At 73.2% G+C, this 26528-nt stretch carries 17 protein-coding genes; 8 read left to right on the top strand and 9 right to left on the bottom strand.

Going from position 1 to position 26528, the window contains the following annotated elements:
- Positions 1-5: 5 nt before the first annotated feature.
- Together IPT68_RS24400 and lon are read right to left on the bottom strand one after the other, a co-directional pair.
- Complete coding sequence (locus IPT68_RS24400; protein ID WP_189696503.1) at positions 6-497, bottom strand: MarR family winged helix-turn-helix transcriptional regulator; 492 nt, start codon at positions 495-497, stop codon at positions 6-8.
- Between the two features lie 222 nt (positions 498-719).
- A complete protein-coding gene (gene lon / locus IPT68_RS24395; RefSeq protein WP_189696502.1) occupies positions 720-3134 on the bottom strand; it encodes an endopeptidase La in 2415 nt (804 codons plus the stop codon).
- A gap of 174 nt (positions 3135-3308) precedes the next feature.
- On the opposite strand from lon, the gene IPT68_RS24390 reads away from it, so the two are divergent.
- The 5 genes from IPT68_RS24390 to IPT68_RS24370 all read left to right on the top strand — a co-directional run bounded on the left by IPT68_RS24390 (position 3309) and on the right by IPT68_RS24370 (position 11619).
- Positions 3309-3980 carry a GNAT family N-acetyltransferase gene (locus IPT68_RS24390; protein ID WP_189696501.1) on the top strand — a complete coding sequence of 224 codons (672 nt, stop codon included), beginning with the start codon at positions 3309-3311 and terminating at the stop codon, positions 3978-3980.
- A gap of 886 nt (positions 3981-4866) precedes the next feature.
- Complete coding sequence (locus IPT68_RS24385; protein ID WP_189696500.1) at positions 4867-5544, top strand: spermine/spermidine synthase domain-containing protein; 678 nt, start codon at positions 4867-4869, stop codon at positions 5542-5544.
- A 113-nt stretch (positions 5545-5657) separates the two neighbouring features.
- A complete protein-coding gene (locus IPT68_RS24380; RefSeq protein WP_189696499.1) occupies positions 5658-6398 on the top strand; it encodes a response regulator transcription factor in 741 nt (246 codons plus the stop codon).
- Positions 6395-7504 carry a sensor histidine kinase gene (locus IPT68_RS24375; protein WP_189696498.1) on the top strand — a complete coding sequence of 370 codons (1110 nt, stop codon included), beginning with the start codon at positions 6395-6397 and terminating at the stop codon, positions 7502-7504. The genes IPT68_RS24380 and IPT68_RS24375 overlap by 4 nt, the downstream gene beginning before the upstream one ends.
- Before the next feature lie 281 nt (positions 7505-7785).
- Positions 7786-11619 (top strand): multifunctional oxoglutarate decarboxylase/oxoglutarate dehydrogenase thiamine pyrophosphate-binding subunit/dihydrolipoyllysine-residue succinyltransferase subunit, encoded by a 3834-nt coding sequence (locus IPT68_RS24370; RefSeq protein WP_189696497.1) that lies wholly within the window; start codon positions 7786-7788, stop codon positions 11617-11619.
- Positions 11620-11689: 70 nt separating this feature from the next.
- Here the strand turns inward: IPT68_RS24370 and fxsT are convergent, their stop codons facing one another.
- The 6 genes from fxsT to IPT68_RS24340 all read right to left on the bottom strand — a co-directional run bounded on the left by fxsT (position 11690) and on the right by IPT68_RS24340 (position 22852).
- A complete protein-coding gene (fxsT, locus tag IPT68_RS24365; protein ID WP_189696496.1) occupies positions 11690-14647 on the bottom strand; it encodes an FxSxx-COOH system tetratricopeptide repeat protein in 2958 nt (985 codons plus the stop codon).
- A gap of 99 nt (positions 14648-14746) precedes the next feature.
- Complete coding sequence (locus tag IPT68_RS24360; protein ID WP_189696495.1) at positions 14747-15946, bottom strand: FxsB family cyclophane-forming radical SAM/SPASM peptide maturase; 1200 nt, start codon at positions 15944-15946, stop codon at positions 14747-14749.
- A 145-nt stretch (positions 15947-16091) separates the two neighbouring features.
- Positions 16092-19343: an SAV_2336 N-terminal domain-related protein gene (locus tag IPT68_RS24355; RefSeq protein ID WP_189696494.1), complete on the bottom strand. Its 3252-nt coding sequence runs from the start codon at positions 19341-19343 to the stop codon at positions 16092-16094.
- Positions 19344-19346: 3 nt separating this feature from the next.
- Entirely contained in the window at positions 19347-20369 is a 1023-nt protein-coding gene (locus IPT68_RS24350) for an AAA family ATPase (protein ID WP_189696493.1), read from the bottom strand.
- Between the two features lie 171 nt (positions 20370-20540).
- Positions 20541-22505 carry a VMAP-C domain-containing protein gene (locus IPT68_RS24345; protein WP_189696492.1) on the bottom strand — a complete coding sequence of 655 codons (1965 nt, stop codon included), beginning with the start codon at positions 22503-22505 and terminating at the stop codon, positions 20541-20543.
- On the bottom strand, positions 22502-22852 hold the full coding sequence (locus tag IPT68_RS24340) for a CU044_2847 family protein (RefSeq protein ID WP_189696491.1): 351 nt from the start codon (positions 22850-22852) through the stop codon (positions 22502-22504). Before IPT68_RS24340 ends, IPT68_RS24345 begins: the two co-directional genes overlap by 4 nt.
- 135 nt (positions 22853-22987) lie before the next feature.
- Between IPT68_RS24340 and IPT68_RS24335 the strand changes: the two genes are divergently transcribed.
- Positions 22988-23167 (top strand): DUF6104 family protein, encoded by a 180-nt coding sequence (locus IPT68_RS24335; RefSeq protein WP_152776632.1) that lies wholly within the window; start codon positions 22988-22990, stop codon positions 23165-23167.
- A gap of 275 nt (positions 23168-23442) precedes the next feature.
- On the opposite strand, the gene IPT68_RS24330 is transcribed toward IPT68_RS24335, so the two are convergent.
- On the bottom strand, positions 23443-24261 hold the full coding sequence (locus tag IPT68_RS24330; RefSeq protein WP_189696490.1) for a hypothetical protein: 819 nt from the start codon (positions 24259-24261) through the stop codon (positions 23443-23445).
- A gap of 192 nt (positions 24262-24453) precedes the next feature.
- Here IPT68_RS24330 and IPT68_RS24325 point away from each other — a divergent pair, with 192 nt between their 5' ends.
- Positions 24454-25398 carry a DUF4097 family beta strand repeat-containing protein gene (locus IPT68_RS24325; protein ID WP_189696489.1) on the top strand — a complete coding sequence of 315 codons (945 nt, stop codon included), beginning with the start codon at positions 24454-24456 and terminating at the stop codon, positions 25396-25398.
- Between the two features lies 1 nt (position 25399).
- The gene (locus IPT68_RS24320; protein WP_189696488.1) at positions 25400-26449 is read left to right on the top strand and encodes a PadR family transcriptional regulator; all 1050 of its coding nucleotides are present in this window, start codon (positions 25400-25402) and stop codon (positions 26447-26449) included.
- Positions 26450-26528 lie beyond the last annotated feature (79 nt).

Below are 26528 nucleotides of genomic sequence, written 5' to 3'. Positions count from 1 at the left end.
CTCCGCTACTTCTCCATCCCGGAGTTCAGCCGGTGCAGCAGCCGGGCCAGCTCCGCCACCTCGTCGCGGTCCCAGTGGGCGAGCTTGCTGACGTACCGGGCGCGACGGGCCTCCCGGACCCGCTGCACCCGGGTGCGCCCCTCGTCGGTCAGGTGCACCAGCCAGGCGCGGCCGTCCGCCGGATCCGGTTCCCGGGCCACCAGCCCCAGGTCCTCCAGGGCGCGCAGCTGACGCGACATCGTGGCCTTGCCGACACCGATGTAGGCGGCGAGGTCGGTGGCCCGCTGCCGGCCGCACTCGTCCAGACGGACGAGCAGCCCGTACGCCGCCGACTCCAGGTCCGGGTGGACCGCGCGGGCCATCTCGCCCTGGTTCGCACGGGCCCGCCGCAGGAACACCGTCAACTCGCGTTCCAGCGCCAGGAACTCCTGTTCCGCACCGGGTCGCGACGCGTCCGCTTCGCCTCGCTGACTGCCGTCGTTTCCGCCCTCGTGCACGTGAGCACCCTGATCCGTCGTCCCGGTGGTGAAGTCGTCGCCGGCGCCCGTCGTCGCCCCGGCTCTTTCAGTATTTCGCAGGCGTAGACCAACGGCAGCCTCCGGACCCCCCCTCCTCACCGGCCGGTCCACGTGCGTAGCACCGCGACAGGACGGCTGACGTACGGCGAAGGCCCGGGCCTCCCTCACGGGACCCGGGCCCTGCCCTTCCGATCGCGTCCGTCACGCCGCGACCGGAACCTCCGGCGCCACGCCGCTCGTGGCGGGCGACAGCGCCAGCTCCAGGACCTGGCGGACATCGGTGACGGTGTGGACGTCGAGCTTGTCCAGCACCTCGTCCGGAACGTCGTCCAGGTCGGGCTCGTTGCGCTTGGGGATGATCACGGTGGTGACGCCCGCCCGGTGCGCGGCGAGCAGCTTCTGCTTCACCCCGCCGATGGGCAGCACCCGGCCGGTGAGCGAGACCTCACCGGTCATCGCCACGTCGGTGCGGACCTGGCGCCCGGAGAGCAGCGAGGCCAGCGCGGTGGTCATGGTGATGCCCGCGCTCGGGCCGTCCTTCGGCACCGCGCCCGCCGGGAAGTGGATGTGCACGCCCCGGTCCTTCAGGTCGGCGACCGGCAGCTCCAGCTCGGCCCCGTGGCTGCGCAGGAACGACAGCGCGATCTGCGCGCTCTCCTTCATCACGTCGCCCAGCTGGCCCGTCAGCGTCAGGCCCGCCGCGCCCGTCTCGGGGTCGGCCAGCGAGGCCTCGACGTACAGCACGTCGCCGCCGGCGCCCGTGACCGCGAGTCCGGTGGCCACGCCCGGCACCGAGGTGCGCCGCTCCGCCGGGTCCTGGGCGGACTCGGGAACGTGGTGCGGCCGACCGATCAGGTCGCGCAGGTGCTCGTCCGTGACGGTGAACGGCAGCTCCTGCTCACCCAGTTCGTGCTGGGCGGCCACCTTGCGCAGCAGCCGTGCGACGGACCGCTCCAGGTTGCGCACGCCCGCCTCGCGCGTGTACTCGCCGGCCAGCTTGCGCAGCGCGCTCTCGTCGAGGGTCACCTCGTCCTTGTCCAGGCCGGCGCGCTCCAGCTGACGCGGCACCAGGTGGTCACGGGCGATGACGACCTTCTCGTCCTCGGTGTAGCCGTCGAGGCGGACCAGCTCCATGCGGTCGAGCAGGGCCTCCGGGATGGCCTCCAGCACGTTGGCGGTGGCGAGGAAGACGACGTCGGACAGGTCGAGTTCCACTTCCAGGTAGTGGTCGCGGAAGGTGTGGTTCTGCGCCGGGTCCAGCACCTCCAGCAGGGCCGCGGCGGGGTCGCCGCGGAAGTCCGACCCCACCTTGTCGATCTCGTCCAGCAGCACGACCGGGTTCATCGACCCGGCCTCCTTGATGGCGCGGACGATCCGGCCGGGCAGCGCGCCGACGTACGTACGGCGGTGGCCGCGGATCTCGGCCTCGTCGCGCACGCCGCCCAGGGCGACGCGGACGAACTTGCGGCCCATGGCGTGCGCCACGGACTCGCCGAGGCTGGTCTTGCCGACGCCCGGCGGGCCCACCAGGGCCAGTACGGCACCGCCGCGCCGCCCGCCGACGACCCCGAGTCCGCGCTCGGCACGCCGCTTGCGCACCGCCAGGTACTCGGTGATGCGCTCCTTCACGTCCTCCAGACCGGCGTGCTCGGCGTCCAGCACGGCCTTCGCGCCCTGGATGTCGTACGCGTCCTCGGTCCGCTCGTTCCACGGCAGTTCGAGCACGGTGTCGAGCCAGGTGCGGATCCACGATCCCTCGGGCGACTGGTCGGAGGCCCGCTCCAGCTTCTCGACCTCCTTCAGCGCCGCCTCACGCACCTTCTCGGGCAGGTCGGCGGCCTCGACGCGGGACCGGTAGTCGTCCGACTCCTCGCCCTCCTTCTCGCCGTTCAGCTCGCGCAGCTCCTTGCGCACGGCCTCCAGCTGCCGCCGCAGCAGGAACTCCCGCTGCTGCTTGTCGACGCCCTCCTGGACGTCCTTGGCGATGGTCTCGGCGACGTCCTGCTCGGCGAGGTGGTCGCGCAGCTGCTGGGTGGCGAGCTTCAGACGGGCGACCGGGTCGGCGGTCTCCAGCAGCTCGATCTTCTGGTCGAGGGTCAGGAAGGGCGAGTAGCCCGAATTGTCGGCGAGGGCGGAGACGTCGTCGATGGCCTGCACCCGGTCGACGACCTGCCAGGCACCGCGCTTCTTCAGCCAGGCGGTGGCCAGCGCCTTGTACTCCTTGACCAGCTCGGCGACGTGCCCGGGCGCCGGGTCCGGCACGCTCTCGTCGATGCTGGTGCCCTCGACCCACAGCGCCGCACCCGGCCCGGTGGTCCCGGCGCCGATCCGCACCCGGCTCCGGCCCCGGATCAGGGCGCCCGGGTCGCCGTCGGCGAGCCGCCCGACCTGCTCGACCGTGCCCAGCACACCCGTGCTCGCGTAGGTGCCGTCGACCCGGGGCACCAGCAGCACCTTGGGCTTTCCGGGCTCCGATCGGGCGGCGGCCTGCGCGGCCTCCACCGCGGCCCGGACATCTGCGTCGCTCAGGTCCAGCGGAACCACCATCCCCGGCAGCACGACCTCGCCGTCGAGCGGCAGCACGGGCAGGGTGAGCGGTGTGGACGTCGAAGCCATGATCTCCCCTTCGGCAGTCAAGTTGAGCTATGCCGACTCAATGCTTGGGCACGCCGGGATGTTCCCCGGCCCGCGTTCGCTCTCAGCGATCACCTCTGCCGCCGCATGTCCAGCAGCGCACAGCGTTATGCGGGCAATAACGCACAGTTGAGTGCACCTATTACCGGGGGAGCCGTGGACGGAGTGGTGAGGGACTGGGTGGACGGCTGGGTCCTGTCGTGCGGGGCGGCTCCGCCCGTGGCCGAACCCTGGGGGTGGACGGTGGACGTGGGGCTGGCCGAACACGTCACCCGGCAGGTCCTGGGCGGGGTGGACGACGCCGTGGAGGAGGACACCGTCCGGAAGGTGGCGGGCTCGGTGACGGGAGCGGGGGTCCGGCTGAAGGTCTTCGCCGACCCGGCCCGCGTCGGGGGCCTGCTCGGCCCCGGCTGGTGGGTCGATCCCGAACCCGGCTGCCTGATGACCCGGCCGCTCGGTCCGGCCGACGACGAGCCGGACCTGCCCGCCGGCTACCGGCTGCGCACCTGGGCGCGCGGCGGCGTGACGCGCGTGCTGATCGCCGCGCCGGACGGCTCCTGGGCGGCGCGCGGCCAGGTCGCGCCGACCGGCGCCACGGCGGTCGTCAACCGGATCGAGACGTCCCCGGACCACCGCCGCAAGGGGCTCGGCAGCCGTGTCGTGCGGCACCTTCAGCGCGCGGCGGCGGAGCAGGGCGCGGAGACCGGCATCCCGGCGGGGACGCCGACGGGGCGTGCGCTGTACGAGTCGCTGGGGTGGACGGTGCGGGCCCCGCTCACCAGCGCGAAGTTCACGGGCCTGCCCGGACCCGGCACGCGGGGCGCCTGAAGTTCACGGGCCTGCCCGGACCCGGCACGCCGGGCGCCTGAGGTCGGGCGTCCGCGCCGGCGCCTTCGAGCCGTACTCGGCCGGGGACTTCCCGCGCGGCTTCCGGGTCGGCCCGCGCAGGCGACCGGACTTGGGGCCAATCCCTGCCCCTCTCCGGCACCGCCCGCACAGCCGCCACCTCCCGGTGACACGGCACCGCCCGCACAGCCGGCACCTCCCGGTGCATAAGGCACCGCCCGCGCGGATTCCGGGTCGACCCGCGCAGGCGACCGCACTTCGCGGCCACTCCCTGCCCTTCCGCACCGCCCGCACGGCCGCCACCTCCCGATGGACACGGCACCGCCCGCACAGCCGGCACCTCCCGGTGCATAAGGCACCGCCCGCGCGTCTTCCGGGTCGACCCGCGCAGGCGACCGCACTTCGCGGCCACTCCCTGCCCTTCCGCACCGCCCGCACGGCCGCCACCTCCCGATGGACACGGCACCGCCCGCACAGCCGGCACCTCCCGGTGCATAAGGCACCGCCCGCGCGTCTTCCGGGTCGACCCGCGCAGGCGACCGGACTTCGCGGCCACGCCCTGTCCCTCGCCGCCGCCCGCACGACCAGCACCACCCGGCGGACACGGCGCCCGCCGCGACGGTCCTACCCAACCCCGAACAGTTCGCCAGGACATGGGCGTGCCCGGCATCGGCGACGCCCTTCGGCAGTGCGTGATCCCCGTCGTCACCGCGGCGCTGCTCGCAGCCGACGGCGGCAGCGACAGCCGAGGCCGGCCCGCCGTCCTCCCCGAGATCGCGGCCCCCGTGAGGCCGCCCGGTTCACCGGACGTCAACACCGTGTGCGTAATTCAGTCAACGTTCCGTCGCGGAAGTGCCAGGATGGACTGATGCCCACCGAATACGACATCCCCGAAGTCCTGGACCGTCGTGAGGGCCCGCACGGCGAGGTCGTGCTGCGGCGGCACGGGGCGTTGCTGCAGATCATCGCCAACGGCTGTTTCCTGATGGACACATCGGACGGGCGTTCGGAACGCCTGCTGGTCGACGCGGCTCTCGACGCCCTCGACGGCCGTCCCGACCCCCGGGTGCTGATCGGCGGCCTCGGCGTCGGATTCTCGCTCGCACATGCCTCGGGCAACCCGCGTTGGGGCCGGATCACGGTGGTCGAGCGGGAGCGCGCGGTCATTGACTGGCACCGCGCGGGGCCGCTTTCCGCGGTGTCCGGCAATGCGCTGGCCGACCCGCGTACACGGATCGTCGAAGCGGATCTGCTCGATTACGTCAATGAGACTTCCGACACGTTCGACGCGCTGTGCCTGGACATCGACAACGGGCCCGACTGGACCGTCACCGAGGCCAACGCGGGGCTGTACTCGAAGGCCGGACTCGCAGGCTGCGCAAGGGTGTTGAGGCCCGGAGGGGTGCTCGCCGTATGGTCGGCGAAACCCTCCCCGGAATTTGAAGGAACCTTGTGGAATGCCGGTTTCCGGCATGTGCGTACCGAAGAGATGCCCGTTGCCCGGGGCGTTCCCGACGTCGTGCACCTCGGCGTCCGACCTGAATAGCCGAGCTGCGGTGACTCCCCGTACCCTGCTTGCCTGACGCCGATCATTCAAGCGTCAATCGCAGTCATGGGATCACCCCACGGATTCCGGAAAGCACACTTCAGGGGCGGGCGATGGAGCAGACACACACCTCCCACAACGGCACGGCGCAGGCCACCCCGGGCGCGCAGCGCCGGGTTCTGGTGGTCGAGGACGACCCGACGATCGTCGACGCCATCGCGGCCCGTCTGCGCGCCGAGGGATTTCTCGTGCAGACGGCCACCGACGGTCCGGCCGCCGTCGACACCGCCGAGGCCTGGCAGCCCGACCTGCTGATCCTCGACATCATGCTGCCGGGCTTCGACGGCCTGGAGGTCTGCCGCCGTGTGCAGGCCCAGCGCCCCGTGCCGGTACTGATGCTCACCGCGCGCGACGACGAGACGGACATGCTGGTCGGTCTCGGCGTCGGCGCCGACGACTACATGACGAAGCCTTTCTCCATGCGTGAGCTGGCCGCGCGCGTGCACGTGCTGCTGCGCCGGGTGGAGCGGGCGGCGCTGGCCGCCGCGACGCCGCGCAGCGGCATCCTGCGGCTCGGCGAGCTGGAGATCGACCACGCGCAGCGCCGGGTGCGGGTGCGCAGTGAGGACGTCCATCTCACCCCCACCGAGTTCGACCTGCTGGTGTGTCTGGCGAACACCCCGCGCGCGGTGCTCTCCCGTGAGCAGCTGCTGGCCGAGGTGTGGGACTGGGCGGACGCCTCCGGCACCCGGACCGTCGACAGCCACATCAAGGCGCTGCGCCGGAAGATCGGCGCCGAGCGGATCCGCACGGTGCACGGCGTGGGCTACGCGCTGGAGACGCCGACGCCATGAGCGAGGGGCGGCCGGCCGCACGGAGGAGCCCCGGGGAGCCCTGGGGCGGCGTACGCCCGTTCTCGATCAAGACGAAGCTCGGCGCACTGGTCGTCATCTCGGTGCTGATCACCACTGGTCTGATGATGATCGCCATGCGCACCGAGACCGAGCTGCGCTTCATCACGGTGTTCTCCATGATCGCCACCCTGCTGATCACGCAGTTCGTGGCGCATTCGCTCACCGCGCCGCTGGACGAGATGAACGCGGTGGCGCGCTCCATCTCGCACGGCGACTACACACGCCGGGTGCGGGAGAACCGCTGGGACGAGCTGGGCGACCTGGCCGTCACCATCAACCGCATGGCCGACGACCTGGAGGCCCAGGACAGCCAGCGCAAGGAACTGGTCGCCAACGTCTCGCACGAGCTGCGCACCCCGATCGCGGGCCTGCGCGCGGTGCTGGAGAACATCGTGGACGGCGTCACCGAGGCCGACCCGGAGACCATGCGCACGGCGCTGAGGCAGACCGAGCGGCTCGGGCGGCTGGTCGAGACGCTGCTGGACCTGTCCCGCCTGGACAACGGCGTCGTACCGCTGAAGCAGCGGCGGTTCGAGGTGTGGCCGTATCTGTCCGGGGTGCTCAAGGAGGCCAACATGGTCGCCTCCGCACGCGCGGGCATCGCCTCCGGCTCCGGCAGCCACACCCGTACGGACGTCCATCTGCACCTCGACGTCTCCCCGCCGGAGCTGACCGCCCACGCCGATCCGGAGCGGATCCACCAGGTCGTCGCCAACCTGATCGACAACGCGGTCAAGCACAGCCCGCCGCACGGCCGCGTGACGGTGAAGGCGCGGCGCGGGGCGCTGCCGGAGTCGCTGGAGCTGGAGGTGCTGGACGAGGGTCCGGGCATTCCGCGCTCGGAGTGGCACCGGGTCTTCGAGCGGTTCAACCGGGGTGCGGTCAGCCGCCCCCACGGCCCCGGCAGCGACGGGGGCACCGGTCTCGGGCTGGCGATCGCCCGCTGGGCGGTGGATCTGCACGGCGGCAGGATCGGGGTGGCCGAATCCGAGCGGGGGTGCCGGATTCTCATCACTCTTCCGGGCCTGCCATCTGTGCCAAGTTGACGTAAAGTTCGAAGCGGAGCCACAAGATCCACGGGCATCCGCGCAGCCGGACACGTGTGATCAGGCAGAGGCCCGCGTCGCGTACGCGCCGGGCCCGGGTCGTCGCATCCCTTTCGCAGCGGAACCACGCTTGTTTCCCGCCATTTCAACCCCCGAAACACACCCATCGATGTGACTTACGCGACGATGAACGGGCCCGGCCTGACCTTCCCGGTCATGGAGGCGTAGCCTTGATTCCCGCTGTCCATCACCTTGTGAAGCGGAAGAGGGCGGTTGCCGCCGTGTCGCCACAGTCCCCCAGTAACGCATCGAGCATCTCGACCGACGCAGACCAAGCGGGCAAGAATCCCGCCGCCGCGTTCGGACCGAACGAGTGGCTCGTCGACGAGATCTATCAGCAGTACCTCCAGGACCCGAATTCGGTCGACCGCGCCTGGTGGGACTTCTTCGCCGACTACAAGCCCGGGGCGGCTGCCACCCCGGCGCCGGCGGGTACCGCGGCCGCGGGGGCCGCGGAGACCTCCCCCACGCTCGAATCCACTCGCGCGGGGGGACCCCCATCCACGGCTCCGACGCCCGTCCAGGCCGCTGCGGCGCCCGCCCAGGCGGCCCCGGCCGCCCCCGCGGCCCCGAAGCCCGCCGCGGCAGCTCCCGCGCAGCCGAAGGCTCCGGCCCCGGCTCCCGCGCCGGCCGCCGCCAAGCCGCAGCCGAAGGTTAAGGCCGCCGAGCCGGCCGCGGTGGCCCCGGAGGGCCCCGAGCTGATCACGCTGCGCGGCCCGGCCGCCGCCGTCGCGAAGAACATGAACGCCTCGTTGGAGCTGCCGACCGCCACCTCGGTCCGCGCGGTCCCGGTGAAGCTGCTCTTCGACAACCGCATCGTCATCAACAACCACCTCAAGCGCGCCCGGGGCGGGAAGATCTCCTTCACGCACCTGATCGGCTACGCGATGGTGCAGGCCATCAAGGCCATGCCGTCGATGAACTGGTCGTTCGGCGAGAAGGACGGCAAGCCGACCCTCGTCAAGCCGCCGCACGTCAACCTCGGTCTCGCCATCGACCTGGTCAAGCCCAACGGCGACCGCCAGCTGGTCGTCGCGGCGATCAAGAAGGCCGAGACGCTGAACTTCTTCGAGTTCTGGCAGGCCTACGAGGACATCGTCCGCCGCGCCCGCGACGGCAAGCTGACGATGGACGACTTCACCGGCGTCACCGTCTCCCTCACCAACCCCGGCGGCCTCGGCACCGTCCACTCGGTCCCGCGCCTGATGCCCGGCCAGTCGGTGATCATGGGCGTCGGCGCCATGGACTACCCGGCGGAGTTCCAGGGCACCTCCCAGGACACCCTGAACAAGCTCGGCATCTCGAAGGTCATGACGCTCACGTCGACCTACGACCACCGGGTGATCCAGGGCGCCGCGTCCGGCGAGTTCCTGCGCCAGGTCGCGAACCTGCTCCTCGGTGAGAACGGCTTCTACGACGACATCTTCGAGGCGCTGCGCATCCCCTACGAGCCAGTCCGCTGGCTCAAGGACATCGACGCCAGCCACGACGACGACGTCACGAAGGCCGCCCGGGTCTTCGAGCTGATCCACTCCTACCGGGTCCGCGGCCACGTCATGGCCGACACCGACCCGCTGGAGTACCGCCAGCGCAAGCACCCCGACCTCGACATCACCGAGCACGGCCTCACCCTGTGGGACCTGGAGCGCGAGTTCGCGGTCGGCGGCTTCTCCGGCAAGTCCCTGATGAAGCTGCGCGACATCCTCGGCGTGCTGCGTGACTCGTACTGCCGCACCACCGGCATCGAGTTCATGCACATCCAGGACCCCAAGCAGCGCAAGTGGATCCAGGACCGCATCGAGCGCCCGCACGCCAAGCCGGAGCGCGAGGAGCAGCTGCGGATCCTGCGCCGGCTGAACGCGGCGGAGGCCTTCGAGACCTTCCTGCAGACGAAGTACGTCGGCCAGAAGCGCTTCTCCCTGGAGGGCGGCGAGTCCGTCATCCCGCTGCTCGACGCGGTGCTGGACTCGGCCGCCGAGTCCCGCCTCGACGAGGTCGTCATCGGCATGGCCCACCGCGGCCGGCTGAACGTCCTGGCGAACATCGTCGGCAAGTCGTACGCGCAGATCTTCCGCGAGTTCGAGGGCAACCTCGACCCGAAGTCGATGCACGGCTCCGGCGACGTGAAGTACCACCTGGGCGCCGAGGGCACCTTCACCGGCCTGGACGGCGAGCAGATCAAGGTCTCGCTCACCGCCAACCCCTCCCACCTGGAGGCGGTCGACCCGGTCCTGGAGGGCGTAGCCCGCGCCAAGCAGGACATCATCAACAAGGGCGGCACGGACTTCACCGTCCTGCCGATCGCCCTGCACGGCGACGCGGCCTTCGCGGGCCAGGGTGTCGTGGCCGAGACGCTGAACATGTCGCAGCTGCGCGGCTACCGCACCGGCGGCACCGTCCACGTCGTCATCAACAACCAGGTCGGCTTCACCGCGGCCCCCGAGTCCTCGCGTTCCTCCATGTACGCGACGGACGTGGCCCGCATGATCGAGGCCCCGATCTTCCATGTGAACGGCGACGACCCCGAGGCCGTCGTCCGCGTCGCGCGGCTCGCCTTCGAGTTCCGCCAGGCGTTCAACAAGGACGTGGTGATCGACCTCATCTGCTACCGCCGCCGCGGTCACAACGAGTCGGACAACCCGGCCTTCACCCAGCCGCTGATGTACGACCTGATCGACAAGAAGCGCTCGGTGCGCAAGCTCTACACCGAGTCCCTCATCGGTCGCGGCGACATCACCCTGGAAGAGGCCGAGCAGGCGCTGCAGGACTACCAGGGCCAGCTGGAGAAGGTCTTCACCGAGGTCCGCGAGGCCACCTCGCAGCCGGCGACGGTGGCGACGCCGGACACGCAGGCCGAGTTCCCGGTCGCCGTGAACACCGCCGTCTCCACGGAGATCGTCAAGCGGATCGCCGAGTCCCAGGTCAACATCCCCGACCACATCACCGTCCACCCGCGTCTGCTGCCGCAGCTGCAGCGCCGGGCGTCGATGGTCGAGGACGGCACGATCGACTGGGGCATGGGCGAGACCCTCGCCTTCGGCTCGCTGCTCCTGGAGGGCGTCCCGGTCCGGCTCGCGGGCCAGGACTCCCAGCGCGGCACCTTCGGCCAGCGGCACGCGGTCATCATCGACCGCAGCACCGGCGAGGAGTACACGCCGCTGCAGTACCTGTCGGAGGACCAGGCACGCCTGAACGTCTACAACTCCCTGCTGTCCGAGTACGCGGCGATGGGCTTCGAGTACGGCTACTCGCTGGCCCGCCCGGACGCGCTCGTGCTGTGGGAGGCTCAGTTCGGTGACTTCGTCAACGGTGCGCAGACGGTCGTGGACGAGTTCATCTCGTCGGCGGAGCAGAAGTGGGGCCAGACGTCCGGCGTCACCCTGCTCCTCCCCCACGGCTACGAGGGCCAGGGCCCGGACCACTCGTCCGCGCGCCCGGAGCGCTTCCTCCAGCTGTGCGCCCAGAACAACATGACGGTCGCCATGCCGACGTCGCCGTCGAACTACTTCCACCTCCTGCGGTGGCAGGTGCACAACCCGCACCACAAGCCGCTGGTCGTCTTCACGCCGAAGTCGATGCTGCGCCTGAAGGCCGCCGCGTCGAAGGCGGACGAGTTCACCACGGGCGGCTTCCGCCCGGTCATCGGCGACGCGTCGGTGGACCCGGCGGCGGTGCGGAAGGTCGTCTTCTGCGCGGGCAAGGTCTACTACGACCTGGAGGCCGAGCGGGTCAAGCGCGGCGTGACGGACACCGCGATCATCCGTATCGAGCGGCTGTACCCGCTGCCGGGTGCCGAGCTCCAGGCGGAGATCAAGAAGTACCCGAACGCCGAGAAGTACCTGTGGGCCCAGGAGGAGCCGGCGAACCAGGGTGCCTGGCCGTTCATCGCGCTCAACCTGATCGACCACCTCGACCTGGCGGTCGGCGCGGACGTGCCGCACGGCGAGCGCCTGCGCCGCATCTCGCGGCCGCACGGCTCGTCCCCCGCGGTGGGTTCCGCGAAGCGCCACCAGGCCGAGCAGGAGCAGCTGGTGCGCGAGGTGTTCGAGGCGTGAGCCTGTGACCTGCGGCTGACAGGGCCCGGTTCCGGAATTCTCCGGGGCCGGGCCCTTCGCCGTGCCGGGGTCAGATCGGCTGCGGCTCGAAGTCCCAGTAAGGGCGGTGGCGTTCGAGGATGTACCGGGTGTGCGGGTGGTCCGGGCCCAGGAGCGCGGTGAGCCGGGCGGCGACGTCGTGACGCAGCGTCTCGGCCTCCGCGTGCTCGCCCAGTTCGGCCAGGTCACGGGCGAGGCCCGCCCGGAGGCTGATCGTGAGGATGTGCTCCTCGCCCAGCACCCGCGCTGAGCGCTCGGCGGCGTCCCGGCCGAGCGCCGCCGCGGCGTCCGTGTCACCGGTGGCGGCGAGGGCGGCGACCCCGTTCTTCGCGCAGCCGATGGCCCACGGGTGGTCGCGTCCGACGGCCTGTTCCATCTCCCGGACGGTGGTGAGGGACAGCTCCAGAGCGGCGCGCCGGTCCCCCGAGTCCCGCATGACCGTGGCCACGTTGTCCCGCGCCCCCACGGAGTAGGGGTGCTGCGGACCGAGTTGGGACGTGTACTGCGCGGCGGTGAGCTCGGCCAGCTCCCTGGCCTCGGCCGTGTGATCCATCTGCCGCAGCAGCATCGCGTAGTCGCAGGAGACCATCAGCGTCTCGGGGTGCAGGGCGCCGCGCCGGCGCAGCAGTTTCTCCCGCACCCCGCGCATCATGGCGTGCGCGAACTGGAGGTCGCCGTCGCGGCGGGCGCACAGCGCGAGGTTGTGCTCGGCCTGGAGGGTCTGGCTGTGGTTGCGGTCGAGAACCTGGCCGTGGACGCGGGAGTTGTGGCCCTGGATCGTCATGGCCTCCCGGTACCGGCCCAGCAGTCGCAGCATCCAGGCGCTGCGCAGGGCCGAGTTGAGGGTGGCGACGTCCTTGCCGCCGAGCAGCTGGACCCGCGCCTCGAAGACCCTGCGGTGCAGGGCGAGCGCCTCGGCGTAGTGGCCCTGGAGGCCGATGGCGACGGCGAGGTTGCTGCGGACGCTGAGGGTGCGCGGGACGTTCTCGCCGCCGAGTTCCTGCGCGGCGCTCGCGGCGGCCTCCTCGAACAGGGTGCGGGCCTCCGTGTAGCGGCCGAGCGCCATCAGCGTGCCGCCGAGGCCGTCCTTGGCGCGGATCAGCTCGATGGGCCGGACCTCTCGGGCGTCGCGCAGCCGCCGCAGGTTCTCCCGGCCCACCTCCTCCGCCTCGGTGTACCGGCCGAGTCTGCGCAGCATGTTGCCGAGCTGGTGCACGGCGACGAGCACCCGCCGGTCGGTGTCGCCGAACCGGGGCCGCCAGCTGTCCACCGCGAGCCTGCTCAGCGTCCAGCCGTCCTGGTACTCGCCGCGCATCCGCAGGTACTCGACGCAGTTCAGCACGAGGTCCCGGACCTCGTCGTCAGGTGACTCCAGCGCGCCCGAGGGTTCCAGGTGCGGGATGATCGTCGAGTAGCGGGCCCAGGTGCCGGCGGAGGCGGAGTCGCGCGGGTCGGCGGAGACGAGGACCCGGCGGGCGGCGGCGGAGTAGCGCGCAGCGTCGCCGGGCGACTGGACGGACCGGACGAACCGGTGGAAGAGGCGGTGCATGCGCACGGTGCCGACGGTCTGCGTGTCCAGGCGAGGGCCCTGCTCGTACTCGATGCGCATGGAAGTGATCTCGGAGAGCCTGCGCAGCGCGGTGTTCCAGCTGCTGGGCTCGGCGACCAGCTCGGCCAGTTCGAGCGGCAGGTCGGCGGGCCGGGCCGTCTGCAGCAGGCGTACCGGGACCACGTCGTGGGCGAAGCACACCAGCAGGTTGAGCAGCTGCCAGGCGGGTTCGTGGCGCTCGCGCAGCATGTTGACCAGCTTCGCCCAGGCGACCTCGTACTTCGGGTGGTGGCCGGAGGCCATGACGCCGAAACGATCCGGCTTGCCGTCGCGGATGTCGCGTATGTAGTCGTTGACGGGCACGCCCGGGTTGAGCTCGAGCCAGGCGGCCGTCTGGTCGAGCAGCAGCGGCATGTCCTCCACGACCTGGGCGAGCCGTCCGGCCTCGTCGTCGGTGAGCCGGGCCGCGCGACGGCGGGCGAACGCGACGCTCTCCCGGCGTTCGAAGGCGGGCACCTCGACGACCTCGGCGTGGGCCGACCACTCGCCACGATGGGTGGTGACCAGGACGTGGCCGCGTCCGTCGGGGACGAGTCCGCCGAGCCGCTCTGGATCGTCGGCCCCGTCCAGCACGAGCAGCCAGGGGCGGGGGGTGCCGTCCAGCTCCCGCTGGACGGCCTTGATGGTGGCGGACAGGTCGCCGGTGCCCGGCACGCCCATGGCGGGGGCGAGCTCGGCGAACTGCTGCCGTGCGGTGACGCGTTGGGCGGCGCTGATCCACCAGACGATGTCGTACTCGCCCGCGAACCGATGGACGTACTCCATCGCGAGCTGCGTCTTGCCGTTGCCGCTGGGCCCGCGCAGCGCGACGGCGGCACCGTCCCGCCCGGCCGCGCCGAACACCCCGCGGACCTGCTCCAGCAGCTCGGAGCGGCCGACGAAGCGGCGGTTGCGGCGCGGTACCCCGCCCCACACCGCCGGCGGGTCGTCCGGGAAGCGCGGGCCGCGGCGCAGGTCCAGGGCGTCGGGGGCCGGGATCCCGGCGAGGCCCAGGACGCGTTCGCGGGCCGCCTCGGGTCTCAGGCCGCGCAGTTCGACGGGGGCGAGGGCGATGACGGCGTCGGGCATCGGCTGGGCGGTGACGCTCACGGCGGCGACCCGGTCCCCGTGCTCCGCCAGCAGCTGCTTGAGCACGCCGGCCCAGGCGTCGAACCGGTCGCGGTCCAGTTGCTCGTGCCAGTCGTCGATGACGAGCAGGATCCGCCCCGGGGCGCTCAGCAGCTCGCCCAGCGCCTCGGAGGTCGCCGGTCGCCGCAGCGGGTTCCAGCGCACCAGCGTCGTGGCCCGCCCGGCGGACCGCATCTGGTGGTCGATCCACTTGGCCCAGGACTCGCTCTGCCCGGCGAAGACCACCGTGACGTGTCCGCGCTCCGCCGTCATCCCGCATTCCCCTCGTACGAGCCTGTCACGTCTGTGTGCCGATGTGTCAATTGTGCGTCAGATCGCTTCTGCAGCGGTCGGGTTGGTTCGGTATGGGGCTCATGTCGACCCGCGCGCCGTCCGCTCCAGCCGGCCGGCGACGTGTCGCACGAGCCGTTCCAGGTCGGCGCAGTAGACGCTGGGATGCCGGAAGCCGGTGCCGGGCGCGTACCGGTGCACGTAGTTGCCGCCCCCGCACACCCTGCCGACCGGGCAGCTGCGGCACTCGGGGGCCAGTGCCCGCTCGCCGAGCTGCCGGGCGGCGATCCCCGGATGGCGCAGGGCCTGGTCGAACGAGTGCCGGAAGACGTCCAGCCCGGTCTCCGCCGCGCCCGGGTACGCCGACCTGAGCGAGTCGACCTGCTCGATGGCGCCGTCCGTCTCCACGACGACGGCGGCCAGCGGGGACAGCCCCACGGCCTCGGCCGCGCTGGGCGCGCCGAGCAGCAGGGCGGCGATCTCCTGGAACAGCCGCACCCGGGTGCCCGGACGTCCGCCGTCCCACCAGTCGTCGAAGACGGCGGCGAGCCAGTCGCCGTAGGGGGTGGGGCGGGGACGGTGCCGGCCGGGGCGGCCGGGCGGTGGTCCCGGCGGCGGGTGCGCCCAGTTGGCGTGCGGGAGCAGGAAGTCCACGCCGGGCGGGGCGAGGCCGAGGAGCGATCGGTAGACATCGTGCGGGTCTGCGTCCAGGTCGATCGTGCAGAGGATCCCGGCGTAGGCCTCCGGTCGCGCGGCGAGTCTGCGGGCGGCCGCGTGGGCGGCGGGCCAGGCGGGGCGGCCGGCGTGGTCGACGCGGCGGGCGTTGTGGGCGGCGCGCCCGCCGTCGAGGCTGAGGCCGACCCGGACGCCCTCCCGGGCCAGGGCGTCCAGGGCGGCGTCGGTCAGCCGGGTGCCGTTGGTCTGCACGGTGGCGGTGACCCGGCAGCCGGGCGGGACCGCAGCGCGGACGGCCCGGACGTAGGCGAGGACGGGGTCCGGGCCGGCCAGGAGGGGTTCGCCGCCGTGCAGCTCCACCCGGATGCGGTCGAGGCCGTGGGCCCGTACGTGTTCGGCGATCCGGGCCGCGGTGCGCCGCATGGTCGGTTCGGGCGTGCGCGGCGGACGGTCGCGCCAGCCGTCGTCCCTGCCCCGGTAGAGGTAGCAGTACGCGCAGTCGAGGTTGCAGCGGCTGTGCAGCTTCAGCACGAACTGCCGCAGCGGCGTGGGGCGGTGCGCCGTCGTGTCCAGTGCGGCGTGCGGCCACTGCGGATGCGTGGTCATGGCGCGTCTTCGTAGTGGGCGACGACCGTGGTCTCCTCGTCCCGGTTGCGCAGTTCGGCGAGGATCGCCGCGAGTACCGGGTGGTCGGTCCGGTCGGGTCTGCGGATCACGGGGAGGGGTATGTGGGTGTCGTCTGCCGGGGCGGTCACTCGGAGGCCGTTTCGGGGTCGGCGGTACGGGTGGTGCTGCCGAGTCGCTCACGCAGGCGGGCGCGTTCCCGCCGGGCCTCGGCCGGCACGTCGTCCAGGCCCGCTTCCCGGGCGTGCTCGACGGCGTGCCCGAGGGCCTCGATCGCCCGGTGCAGATAGGTGAGGGTGTCCGTGCGGTCGTGGAGGGCTTCCAGCACGGGGGCCCGGAGCATCCAGAAGTTCGCGAGGTGCCCGGGCTCCTCGGTGCTGCGGATGGCCTCGCCCATCGTCCACTCGGCCTCGTACAGGTCGGACAGCACCTCCTGGGTCTCGTAGCGCCTGAGGTGGGCCAGCCCCAGGCGGGCCCAGCGCGCGGGGATGTCGGGATGGCCCTGCGGGGTGTCCTGCAGGGCGGTGCGCAGAACGGAGACCGCCAGGGTCACGTCCTCGGCGGATGCCCGGGCCCGCGACCGGCTCATCAGCGCCCTGCCGTACTCGGACAGCACGTCGGCCCGGCCCGGCTCGTCCTCCCCCAGCAGCCGTTCGGCCTGCGCCCACGCCGTCACGGCGCGGTCCAGCTGGTCCAGGTCACCGGTCCGGTCGTACGCCGCCTGATAGACGCGTGCCGCCCGCACGTAGCACTCGCAGCGCAGCGCGGGCTCCTCGCCCGCGGCCCGCAGCGCCTGGTCCACCGCGTACAGCGTCTGGCGCTCGCGGCCCTCGTCGTCCGCCGGCCAGGCGATCCCGGTGGCCGACGCCACCGCCAGCCAGGCCCGGCAGCGCTCCTCGTCCGACAGCACGCGTCTGCCGCGGACCGCGCTGCGGAAGTCGTCCATGGCCCGCAACGCCAGTTCGGCCGCCCGGGCCGGCAGTGTCCGGGCCGTCGGCACCCGCCCGGCTCCGGCGTACTGTCGCGCCTGGTCCAGCAGCAGCTGCCCCCGCACGATCTGCGCGCGCTCCCGTCCGGGGAACGTCACCCGCACGTCGGCCGCGCCGACGGCCCGCTGGAGGTGCGTGAGGTACCACTGCTCGGCGTCGCCGGCCCGGTAGGGGCCGTCCGCCCCGGGGTGGTCCACGCCCGCCTCGGCGATGGCCCGGCGTACGTACGGCAGGGTCGCCGCGGAGGCCCGCGGGCCGTTCAGCCCGGCGGGGCACGAGCCCGCGCCCCGCATCGCCAGGGACAGGTCACGGTCGGCCACGTACAGCAGCACGGCGCGGGCGAACTCCTCCGCCCGGTGCCGGGCGTGCGCCGCGCCGCGCGCCCAGTCCCGCAGGCCGCCCGGGACGCCCTCGAACTCCACGCCCCGGCCGCTCACCTCCCCGGCGAGCGCCCAGCAGACCAGGCCGCGCGTGAGGCTTCCGGACGCGCCGAGCCGGTCCGGGTCCCTGATCACCTGCCAGGCGTCCCGCAGATCGTCCCCGACCCGCCGCACCCGCCAGCGCACCAGCAGCGCGTTGGCCAGTTCCTCGGCGGCGGACAGCCGCTCCGGGCCCGGTGCCGCCATCTCCAGCGCCTGTTGCAGGTACCGCACGGCGGAGTCGAGTTCCCGGGTGAGGCCCTCGCCCTCGAAGCGCCCTATGGCCTCCCTGCCCTTGCCGAGGAGCTCCCCCGCGGTCAGTTCCGGCCGCTTCGGGGCCGCCGGGATCCGCGCCCCGAGGTCGCGCAGCACGTCCGCCGACACCTCCGCGAACGCGCGCAGCCCGGCCGGTTCGTCCTCGACCGGTCCGACGGGCGGCCCCGGCACCTGCGGATCCACCGCACCCCGCAGGAACGCCCCGGCCAGCGCCGGGAAGTTGCGCGCGCTGCGCCCGAACTTGCGGTCCACGTACGCGGAGCAGTGCTTGAACAGCAGCTGTGCCTCCTCCAGGGTGAGCCGCGACCGTAACTCGCTCGCCACCCCCGGCAGGAAGTCGTAGCGCACGGCCCGCGGGTCGTCCGCGTCCTCGCGGCGCCTGAGCAGGCCGCCGAGCAGCACCTCGGACAGCGCCTCGGGGCCGGTGCCGGCGAGCATGGCGTGCTGGACGAGCTGCATGACCGGCAGGTACAGCGGCACCGCGGACAGGTAGACGGCGAGGCGGCGGGCCTCCGGGGAGGCGGCCCGCCGGAAGACCCGGACGCGCTCGGCGCCGCTCAGGTCCTCCGCGGCCCGCACCGGCGCGCCGGACGCGGCGTGGTCGGCGTGGACCCAGCCGGCCGCCGCGGCCAGCGACTGCCCCGTGGTGCCGGACACCAGCCGCGCCCAGCCCTCCACCGAGCCGCGGCGCAGCGCCAGCACGGGCACGGGCAGCGCGCCCCGCTCGACGCGTCCCCGGTCCGGCTGGAACTCCAGGGTTCCGGCGGGCCCCTCGCGGCGGCGCAGCATGCCGCGCCGGGCGGGCAGATGGGTGCGCAGCCACATCCGTTGCGGCAGCGGCTGGACCACGGCGACGGGCGCGGTCGACGCCCAGCGGTGCAGCAGCCGCTGCATCCGGCCGCTGCGCCACATGGGGCCGGCGCAGTCGCTGAGGACGAGGGTCAGACGCCGCCCGGTCGGGTCGCTGAGCTGCTCGGGAGCGTGCAGCGGGCGGACGTGCTCGGGGGTCGCCGCGTAGCCGGGCAGTCCGCCGGGGGCCTCGTGCAGGTACTGCACGCGTACTTCCCGGAAGGCGCCGGCGCGTTCGCAGACCTGGCGCAGCTCGTCGAGCACCTGCTGCCAGACCACGGTGGAGGTGGAGACGTCCATCAGGAGCAGCAGGCGTGCCTCGCGGCGCCGCTCGGTGCGCAGCAGGGGCACCACGATGCCGGACTCGGCGGCCCGCTCGGCGGTGGCCCGCTCGTCGAGGGTGCGCGGCACGGGACGTACCGGTGCGCGGTAGCGCTGCAGCGGGCGCATTCCGCGCTGCAGGGCGAGGGGCTCGGGCAGGACCGGCGCGGCGGGGACGCTCACGGGCGCCATCCGCGTGCCGGTCTCGTCGCCTCCGGGACCGGGGGCGAACAGCCGGGCGCTGTCGGGCCGGCGGTCCGGGCCGTCCGCCGTGACCGGGCCGTCCTCGGGCGGTCGCGGGGGCGGCGGACCGGCGCCGTCGGCCGGCGCGGACGTCGTGCCACGCGGGCCGGGGCCCGCGGGTTCCGCCGGCCGGTCCCGGGAGGGCAGGTGGCGGGCCAGCCACAGGGCGTCCGCGAGCTCCTCGACGTCGGGCACGATGCCCGCGTCGCGCAGCCGCGCGACCAGTGCCGCGAGCGCGTCGCTCGTGGCACCGGCCGGGACGCCGGGGGCCCGCGTGGACATCGGCTACCTGGGCCCGCGGTCCAGGGGCTGCATCAGCAGCTCCGAGATCTCCTCGCGCCGTGCCGCGTCGCGGGCGGCGTGCTGGGCCAGGAAGATGGCGTTGAGGAGCTGGTCGGTGGGGCGCAGCGCGCCGTCCGCCTCGGCCTCCGTGAAGTGGTCGACGATGTCGTGGTTGGCCTCGTAGGCGTCCTGCCCGAAATGCGCCTGGACGAGCGCGGCGAGGCGTTCGTCGCGCGGCGCCTTCAGGTCCAGCGGGATGCAGCGGCGCAGCAGCGGGGCGGGGAACTCGCGCTCACGGTTGCTGGTCATCACGACGAAGGGGAACGCGCGGCAGCGCACCTGCCCCTCCGTCACCTCGACCTTGCGTCCGTCGTCGGTGAGCACCCGCACCACCGGCGTCCGGTCGGCGATCCGCTCCAGCTCGGGGATCGGGAACCTGCCCTCCTCCAGCACGTTGAGCAGGTCGTTCGGCAGGTCGATGTCGCTCTTGTCCAGCTCGTCGATGAGCAGCACCCGGGGCCGGTCGGCGGCGAGCAGGGCGGTGCCGAGCGGGCCGAGCTTGATGTACCGGCCGATGTCCTCGGACTCCGGTCCGGCGGCCGGGGCGCGGTCTTCGGCGGCCCGCCTGAGCTGGGCGTCCTGCAGCCGGCCGATGGCGTCGTACGTGTAGAGGCCGTCCCGCAGTTCGCTGCGGCTGACGATGGGCCACTCCAGCACCCGGCCCAGTCCGAGCTCGTACGCGACGGAGTGCGCGAGCGTCGACTTGCCGACGCCCGGTTCGCCGGTGACGAGCAGCGGACGCCTCAGGTACAGCGCCGCGTTGACGAGTTCGAGGGTGTCGGGGTCCTGGATCGGCAGCGGAGCGGTGCCGGTGCCGAGTCGGCGGCGGGTGGCGGAGTCGAGGGCCGGGACCTCGTACGGCACGACCGGAGCGTCGAAGGCGCGCCACGGCGGCGGCTCCGGCAGCCGGTCGATCCTGGCCGGATCCGGTCGCCCGCTGCCCTGGTAGACGAACCACTCGCTCATGCTGCGCTCCTCGTCGACGGTCGGTGGTGGTCCACGTCCTGGCCGACGGGGGCGTTGCGCGCCACAACGGGCCCCTGAGAATGTACCCAGGCCCGGTCAGCGGCACCGGCCTTTTCGGCCAGCCACGACGGGAGCCGTCCGGCCGCGGGGGGCGCCGCGCACTGCGGGTGCTCACAGCGGGGCGTCCAGGGTCTCGGTCTCCTCCGCGGGGAGCGGACGGCGCGGGTCGTCGTAGAGCAGCGCCAGCGGTTCGGCCCAGCCGTGGCCGGCGCGCCGCTCGCTGATGTCCTGGCGCAGATGCCGCAGCCGGTCGGGGAGTTCGGCCAGCGAGCCGAGGGTGCCGAGCAGCTCCTGCGCCTTGGCGTAGAGGGCGTCGCAGTCCTCGGCGCACAGGCGGGTGACGTGTCCCTCGACGTGCCACAGGGCGACGCCGTGGCCGTTCTCCAGGGCGAGCTTCATCGCGCTCCGCCCCGGGCCGCGGCCGGCCGGGCGGCACATCACGGGGATGCGGTCGAAGCCCGCGTCCCGGTAGCCGCGGCCGGTGGCCACGACACCGCGCTGCGGGGTGCGCCAGCCGACGAAGCGCTGCTGGGCGGTCATGGCCTGCCAGCGGTCGGCCCACAGTTTGTCCGGATCTCCCCGGCGCGCGAGGGAGCGCAGCACCACCCGGCGGCGCGCGCCGAGGTGTCCCGCGTCGTCGAGCTGGGCGATGTCGTCGAACCGCCAGCGGTGCACCGCGGTGTCGAAGTGCTCCGCGGGCAAGGCGACCTCGAGCGGCACCGGACGGTTCTCCCGGTCCTTGGCACGCAGCAGGTCGCCCAGGGGCCTGCGCAGCGCCTGGACCAGTTCCCCGGGCAGCCGGCCGTGCACGGAGTCGTCGGTCGCGTACAGCTCGGGCTCGCCCGTGCCGTCGCCGGCGTCGAGCCAGATCTGCCAGAAGAAGCGGGTGGGCTGCGAGCCGATCACCGGGTCGAGGAGGACGGCGACCGTGGGACCCTCGCCGGGGCCGGGATACGGGATCACGACGCGGTCGGGCCGCTGCGCCGGGACGGGACGCAACTCGTCCGGGAGCCGTACCTCGCGGACGAAGGCGTGCATCTCGCGACGCAGGTCCCTGCGCAGCCGCCGTTCGATCCAGGCGCCCAGCTCGGGGCACGGCCGGCCGCGGGAGCGCACGTAGGCCTCGACGAACCTGAGGTAGCGCAGGAAGGTGAGCGAGTCGAGCGGATGCGCGCCCTCGTACAGCAGTCCATAGCCGTCGCGCCAGGTGCGCAGTTCGGGCGTCGGGCCCGGCCACTTGGTGCCGCTGCGGGCGCGCGTCGCGAGGATCTCGACGGTGGGCGCGTCGGGCGGCGCGGGCAGCGCGGCCAGCAGGTCCAGCGCCTTCCGCCGGTCGGCAGGCGTCCAGCCGGCGCCGCCGTCGGCGCCGGGCCCGGTCTGCTGGTCGATCCAGTTGTCGCCGCTCTCGGAGACGGGCTCGGTGCCGTGCCAGCGGTCGTGGGCGGCGATGACGGTGCGGTAGGTCTCGCCGAACCGGCGCAGCGCCGCGATGGCGACCGCCTTCCCGCCGTCCTGCTGTTTGCGCCGCGACTTGACCAGTCCCACCACGGCCCCGGTGACCGGGTCGAGCAGCGGGCCGCCCGAGACCCCGGACGGGAAGTCGACGTCGGGCTTGATGATCAGCCCGTGCCCGTCCTCCTGCCCGTTGACGTCGGCGTCCACGGCCCGGGCGTGGGTGTGCGGCGGCTCGGGGTAGTAGCCGTACACCTTGACGGGGCCGGAGTGCCGTACGGCCCGGTCGCTGAGCCACACGCATTCGTGCGCGTGCTCGTCGGCCTCGCCCAGCAGGCGGACCAGGGCCATGTCCTCGTCCAGTGGCACGACGGGCCGGCCGGGGTCGGTGAGCAGCCACTGCGCCAGCCGCGCCTCGGCGTCGACACCCTCGCCGCGCACCCGGAACGTCAGTTCGTGGTCCGCGCGCAGATGGGGGCGGAGCACATGGGCCGCCGTCAGCACCCAGCCCGGGGCGACGAAGAAGCCGCTGCCCCACAGGGGCTTGTCGTCCGCGTCGGCGGGGAGCAGGTGCACGGTGGCGGCCTTGGCCAGGGCGTGCAGGCGCTCGTTGCGCTCGGTCATGCGCCGGTGGATCCCACCTGGGGGTCGGCCTGCCGGTCGAGCTGCCAGGTGAGGGTCACCTGGAGGGAGGCCTTCGCCTCTCCCCGGGCGAGGACGGCGACGGCCAGCCCTTCCTTGGCGGTCAGCTCCACGCCGAAGGTGATGGCGGCCTCGGTGGGTCCGGCGGCACGGGCGGCGTCGAGCACCGTGCCGCCCACACCCGCGATCAGTTCCTGCAGCTGTTCGACCTTGGCCCGCGCCCCCTCCGTGAAGCCGACGTCCTCCTGGTCGCCGTAGGCGTCGGCACTGCCGATCCGGGCGGTGACCACCACGCCGTTGGGCAGTTCGATGTCCTGGATGTGACTCATGCCGCTTCCCCCGTCGAGCTCGCGTTCCGTCCGACCGGCCCCAGCCGGCACACGGGTGCACCGTGACGAGGCTAGCCTTCCGCACGGCTCCCGGGGGAGGCCGCTAACCGGCCAAGTGACGCATATTCTTGAGGCATGTACTTCACCGACCGAGGCATCGAAGAGCTGGAGAAGCGGCGCGGCGAGGAGGAGATCACCTTCGAGTGGCTCGCCGAGCAACTGCGCACCTTCGTCGATCTGAACCCGGACTTCGAGGTGCCGGTGGAGCGGCTGGCGACGTGGCTGGCGCGACTGGACGACGAGGACGAGGAGTAGCCGGGGAGCGTCCCCGGAGCCGGGCCGGCGCGAGGTCCGCGCGGGTGCTCCGGGTGCGCGGTGGCGGGCGCCTTCGGGCGCCCTTTCGTGTGTCGTGGTCACGTGCCGGGGCCCGTCAGTCACGCGGATGCGTCAGGTCGTACGCGAGGACGAGGAGTAGCCGGGGAGCGTCCCCGGAGCCGGGCCGGCGCGAGGTCCGCGCCGGTGCTCCGGGTGCGCGGTGGCGGGCGCCTTCGGGCGCCCTTTCGTGTGTCGTGGTCACGTGCCGGGGCCCGTCAGTCACGCGGATGCGTCAGGTCGTACGCCAGGCCCAGCGCGCCGTGGGCCAGCAGGAGCAGGCCCGCCGTGGTCCAGCCGGGGCGGTGGCGGCGTACGCCCCAGGCCGTGACCGGGAGACCGGCGGCGACCTGGGCCAGGGCGACGGTGCGGGCCCCGGGGTCGCCCGGCCGGGGGAGGTACGGGATCAAGCGGCTGCCGCCCGAAACGACGCCGGGGGCCGTCTCCCGCCGGCGGGGCCAGTCGATCGTGCGGGCGTCCGGCCGGGCGCGGGCCGCGTCGAGGAGGCGGCCGGTGGGGGCGCCGGGGGTGAGACCGGGAGGCGGCGCGACACCCGCGCGCGTGAGGAGGGCGAGGAGGCCGCGCAGGCGGGCGGTGGCGTCGACGGCGGGGTCCGGGCTCGTGAGGCGGTCCAGGGCGGGCAGGTCCGCGACCGGGTCGAGGCCGAGGCGGGCGGTGAGGGTGCGCATGGCCTCGTCCTCGCCCGCGGGGGTGCCGTTCGCGAGCCAGTCGTAGCCGACGGGGCGGCGGAACCCGCAGGCCAGGGCGCAGCCGGCGCGGTCCGGGTCCCACCACAGGGCGAGGACGGGCCAGGGGGCGCCGACGGCGAGTGCGGTGGCCCAGCCGGTGAGCACGCGGTCGACGGGTTCGCCGCCGCGCAGCCAGGGGCTGCCCTCGGGGACGAGGACGCTCCAGTCGCCGCCGGCGCGGGTCAGGAGCATGCGCTCACGGAGCAGGGGGGCGACGGGGGCGACGGAGTCGGGGGCCGCCCGGCACAGGAGCAGGGCGCCGGTGGCCTGGAGGGCTTCCGTCGACATGCTCACACCGTAGGGGTATCTGTTCGGGTTTGCCCCGGTTCAAGGGGTGCGCTGCGGCGGTGAGTCACCGGAAAGAGTGTCTTGACTTCCGAGGGCCACGATATATCGTGAATTACGGAAGACGCGATATGGCGCGTCGGGGTCCGTCCGTCCGGTCCGCCGTGCGGCCCGGGGGTCGAGGAGGTCAGCACCATGTCCGAGTGGTCCGTCGCCGAGCCGAGCAAGCTCACCTTCGACGAGCCCGTGAGCGAGCTCCAGGTACGCATCGTCAACGGAACGGTGAACGTGGTGGGGACCGACGAAGGTTCCGCCCGCCTGGAGGTCGGCCAGATCGAGGGACCGCCCCTGATCGTCACCCAGCAGGGCGGCACGCTCACGGTGGCGTACGAGGACCTGCCCTGGAAGGGCTTCCTCAAGTGGCTCGACCGCAAGGGCTGGCGCCGCAGCGCCGAGGTGTCACTGGCGGTTCCGGCGGGGACGCGCGTGGAGGTCGGGGTCGTCAGCGCCGCCGCCGTGGTCTCGGGCATCGAAGGGCGCGCCGAAGTCAAGGGCGTCTCCGGGGACACCACGCTCGTCGGGCTGACGGGTCCGGTCCGGGCGGACACCGTCTCCGGGAACGTGGAGGCCCAGGCGCTCAGCGGCGACCTGCGCTTCAACTCCGTGTCCGGCGACCTGACCGTGGTCGAGGGCGCGGGCTCCTCCGTCAGGGCCGACTCGGTCAGCGGCTCGATGATCGTCGACCTCGATCCGACCGGCAGCCCCACCGACGTCAGTCTGACCAGTGTCTCCGGCGAGATCGCCATCCGGCTGCCGCACCCGGCGGACGCGGAGGTGGAGGCCAACACCGCGAGCGGGGCCGTGTCCAACGCCTTCGAGGACCTCCGGGTCACCGGCCAGTGGGGCGCCAAGCGGATCACCGGCCGCCTCGGCGCGGGCAACGGCCGACTGAAGGCCACGACCGTCTCCGGCTCGATCGCCTTGTTGCGCCGCCCGCCCGCGGAGGACGACGGGCCGTGGGCCGACCCGGCGGCCGAGCCGCGCGACGCCTCGGGGGACAATCCGGATTCCGGTCCGGGCGAGGGTGCGACGCCGACCAGCGCCCCGGCCGATGGCACGACCGACAAGAAGGTGCTCTGACATGCCCCCCGTCTTCGCTCACGGCCGCCTCCGCCTCTACCTACTCAAGCTGCTCGACGAGGCCCCGCGGCACGGCTACGAGGTGATCCGCCTCCTGGAGGAACGCTTCCAGGGGCTGTACGCGCCGTCGGCGGGCACGGTCTACCCGCGCCTGGCCAAGCTGGAGGCCGAGGGCCTGGTCACCCACACCACCGAGGGCGGCCGCAAGGTGTACGCCATCACGGACGCCGGACGCGCCGAACTGGCCGAGCGCAGCGGCGAACTGGCCGACCTGGAACTGGAGATCCGCGAGTCGGTGGCGGAACTGGCCGCCGAGATCCGTGCCGACGTGCGCGGCGCCGCGGGCGATCTGCGGCGCGAGATGCGGGCGGCGATGAGCGAGGCCCACAAGGGCGGCGCGGTCAACGGCGACGCCGGAAACCACGGCGATTACGGCGAGTACGACAAGGAGGCCTGGCGCGCCGCGAAGGAGGAGATGCGGCGGGTCAAGCAGGAGTGGAAGGAGCAGGCCCGGCGCGCCAAGGACGAGAGCCGCCGGGCTCGCGAGGAGGCCCAGCGGGCGCGGCACCAGGCCAAGGAGGCGCAGGAGCGGGCCCGGGCGCAGGCGCAGGAGGAGGTGCAGCGCATCGCCCAGCGGGTCCAGGAGAAGGTGCAGGACCACTTCGCGCGGGGTGACTGGCCGACGGGGCTGCGGGACGGGCTGACGGAACTGACCCGGGAGTTCGGTCAGTTCGGGATGAACTTCGGAAAGGACTTCGGCAAGGACTTCGGCTTCGGCCGGGACGCAGCGGCCGAATCGACGTCGCCGCCGGCGTACTCGGCCGCCTCGGAGGACTTCCCGGCCGACTACGAGCCGTCCTGGTCCCACGACGACTCCTCCACCGGCGACCCGGCGCGCGACCTGGACCGCCTCCTCGACCGCTTCCGTGACGACATCCGCGACGCGGCCCGTGACCACGGGGTGACACCGGACCAACTCCGCGACGCCCGCCGCCACTTGTCCACGGCGGCGGCACACATCGGGGCGCTGCTGCGAGCACCGAAGGGGTAGGGACGCCGGGGAGAGCGGGGAAGGGGTGGGCACGCCGGGGAGGGCACCCAAAGGGCGGGCGCGCCGGGGAGGGCTCGAC

The organism is Streptomyces chromofuscus (genome assembly GCF_015160875.1).
GTDB classification, from domain to species: Bacteria; Actinomycetota; Actinomycetes; order Streptomycetales; family Streptomycetaceae; genus Streptomyces; species Streptomyces chromofuscus.
The sequence above is the reverse complement of the archived record's forward strand: the minus strand, read 5'-3'. Positions and strand labels throughout refer to the sequence as shown.

What these genes read in the sequence shown, in the direction of transcription:
- lon (WP_189696502.1), bottom strand. Translation starts at nt 3,134, where the DNA reads ATGGCTTCGACGTCCACACCGCTCACCCTGCCCGTGCTGCCGCTCGAC.
- IPT68_RS24385 (WP_189696500.1), top strand. Translation starts at nt 4,867, where the DNA reads ATGCCCACCGAATACGACATCCCCGAAGTCCTGGACCGTCGTGAGGGC.
- IPT68_RS24380 (WP_189696499.1), top strand. Translation starts at nt 5,658, where the DNA reads ATGGAGCAGACACACACCTCCCACAACGGCACGGCGCAGGCCACCCCG.
- IPT68_RS24375 (WP_189696498.1), top strand. Translation starts at nt 6,395, where the DNA reads ATGAGCGAGGGGCGGCCGGCCGCACGGAGGAGCCCCGGGGAGCCCTGG.
- fxsT (WP_189696496.1), bottom strand. Translation starts at nt 14,647, where the DNA reads ATGACGGCGGAGCGCGGACACGTCACGGTGGTCTTCGCCGGGCAGAGC.
- IPT68_RS24360 (WP_189696495.1), bottom strand. Translation starts at nt 15,946, where the DNA reads ATGACCACGCATCCGCAGTGGCCGCACGCCGCACTGGACACGACGGCG.
- IPT68_RS24355 (WP_189696494.1), bottom strand. Translation starts at nt 19,343, where the DNA reads ATGTCCACGCGGGCCCCCGGCGTCCCGGCCGGTGCCACGAGCGACGCG.
- IPT68_RS24350 (WP_189696493.1), bottom strand. Translation starts at nt 20,369, where the DNA reads ATGAGCGAGTGGTTCGTCTACCAGGGCAGCGGGCGACCGGATCCGGCC.
- IPT68_RS24345 (WP_189696492.1), bottom strand. Translation starts at nt 22,505, where the DNA reads ATGACCGAGCGCAACGAGCGCCTGCACGCCCTGGCCAAGGCCGCCACC.
- IPT68_RS24340 (WP_189696491.1), bottom strand. Translation starts at nt 22,852, where the DNA reads ATGAGTCACATCCAGGACATCGAACTGCCCAACGGCGTGGTGGTCACC.
- IPT68_RS24335 (WP_152776632.1), top strand. Translation starts at nt 22,988, where the DNA reads ATGTACTTCACCGACCGAGGCATCGAAGAGCTGGAGAAGCGGCGCGGC.
- IPT68_RS24330 (WP_189696490.1), bottom strand. Translation starts at nt 24,261, where the DNA reads ATGTCGACGGAAGCCCTCCAGGCCACCGGCGCCCTGCTCCTGTGCCGG.
- IPT68_RS24325 (WP_189696489.1), top strand. Translation starts at nt 24,454, where the DNA reads ATGTCCGAGTGGTCCGTCGCCGAGCCGAGCAAGCTCACCTTCGACGAG.
- IPT68_RS24320 (WP_189696488.1), top strand. Translation starts at nt 25,400, where the DNA reads ATGCCCCCCGTCTTCGCTCACGGCCGCCTCCGCCTCTACCTACTCAAG.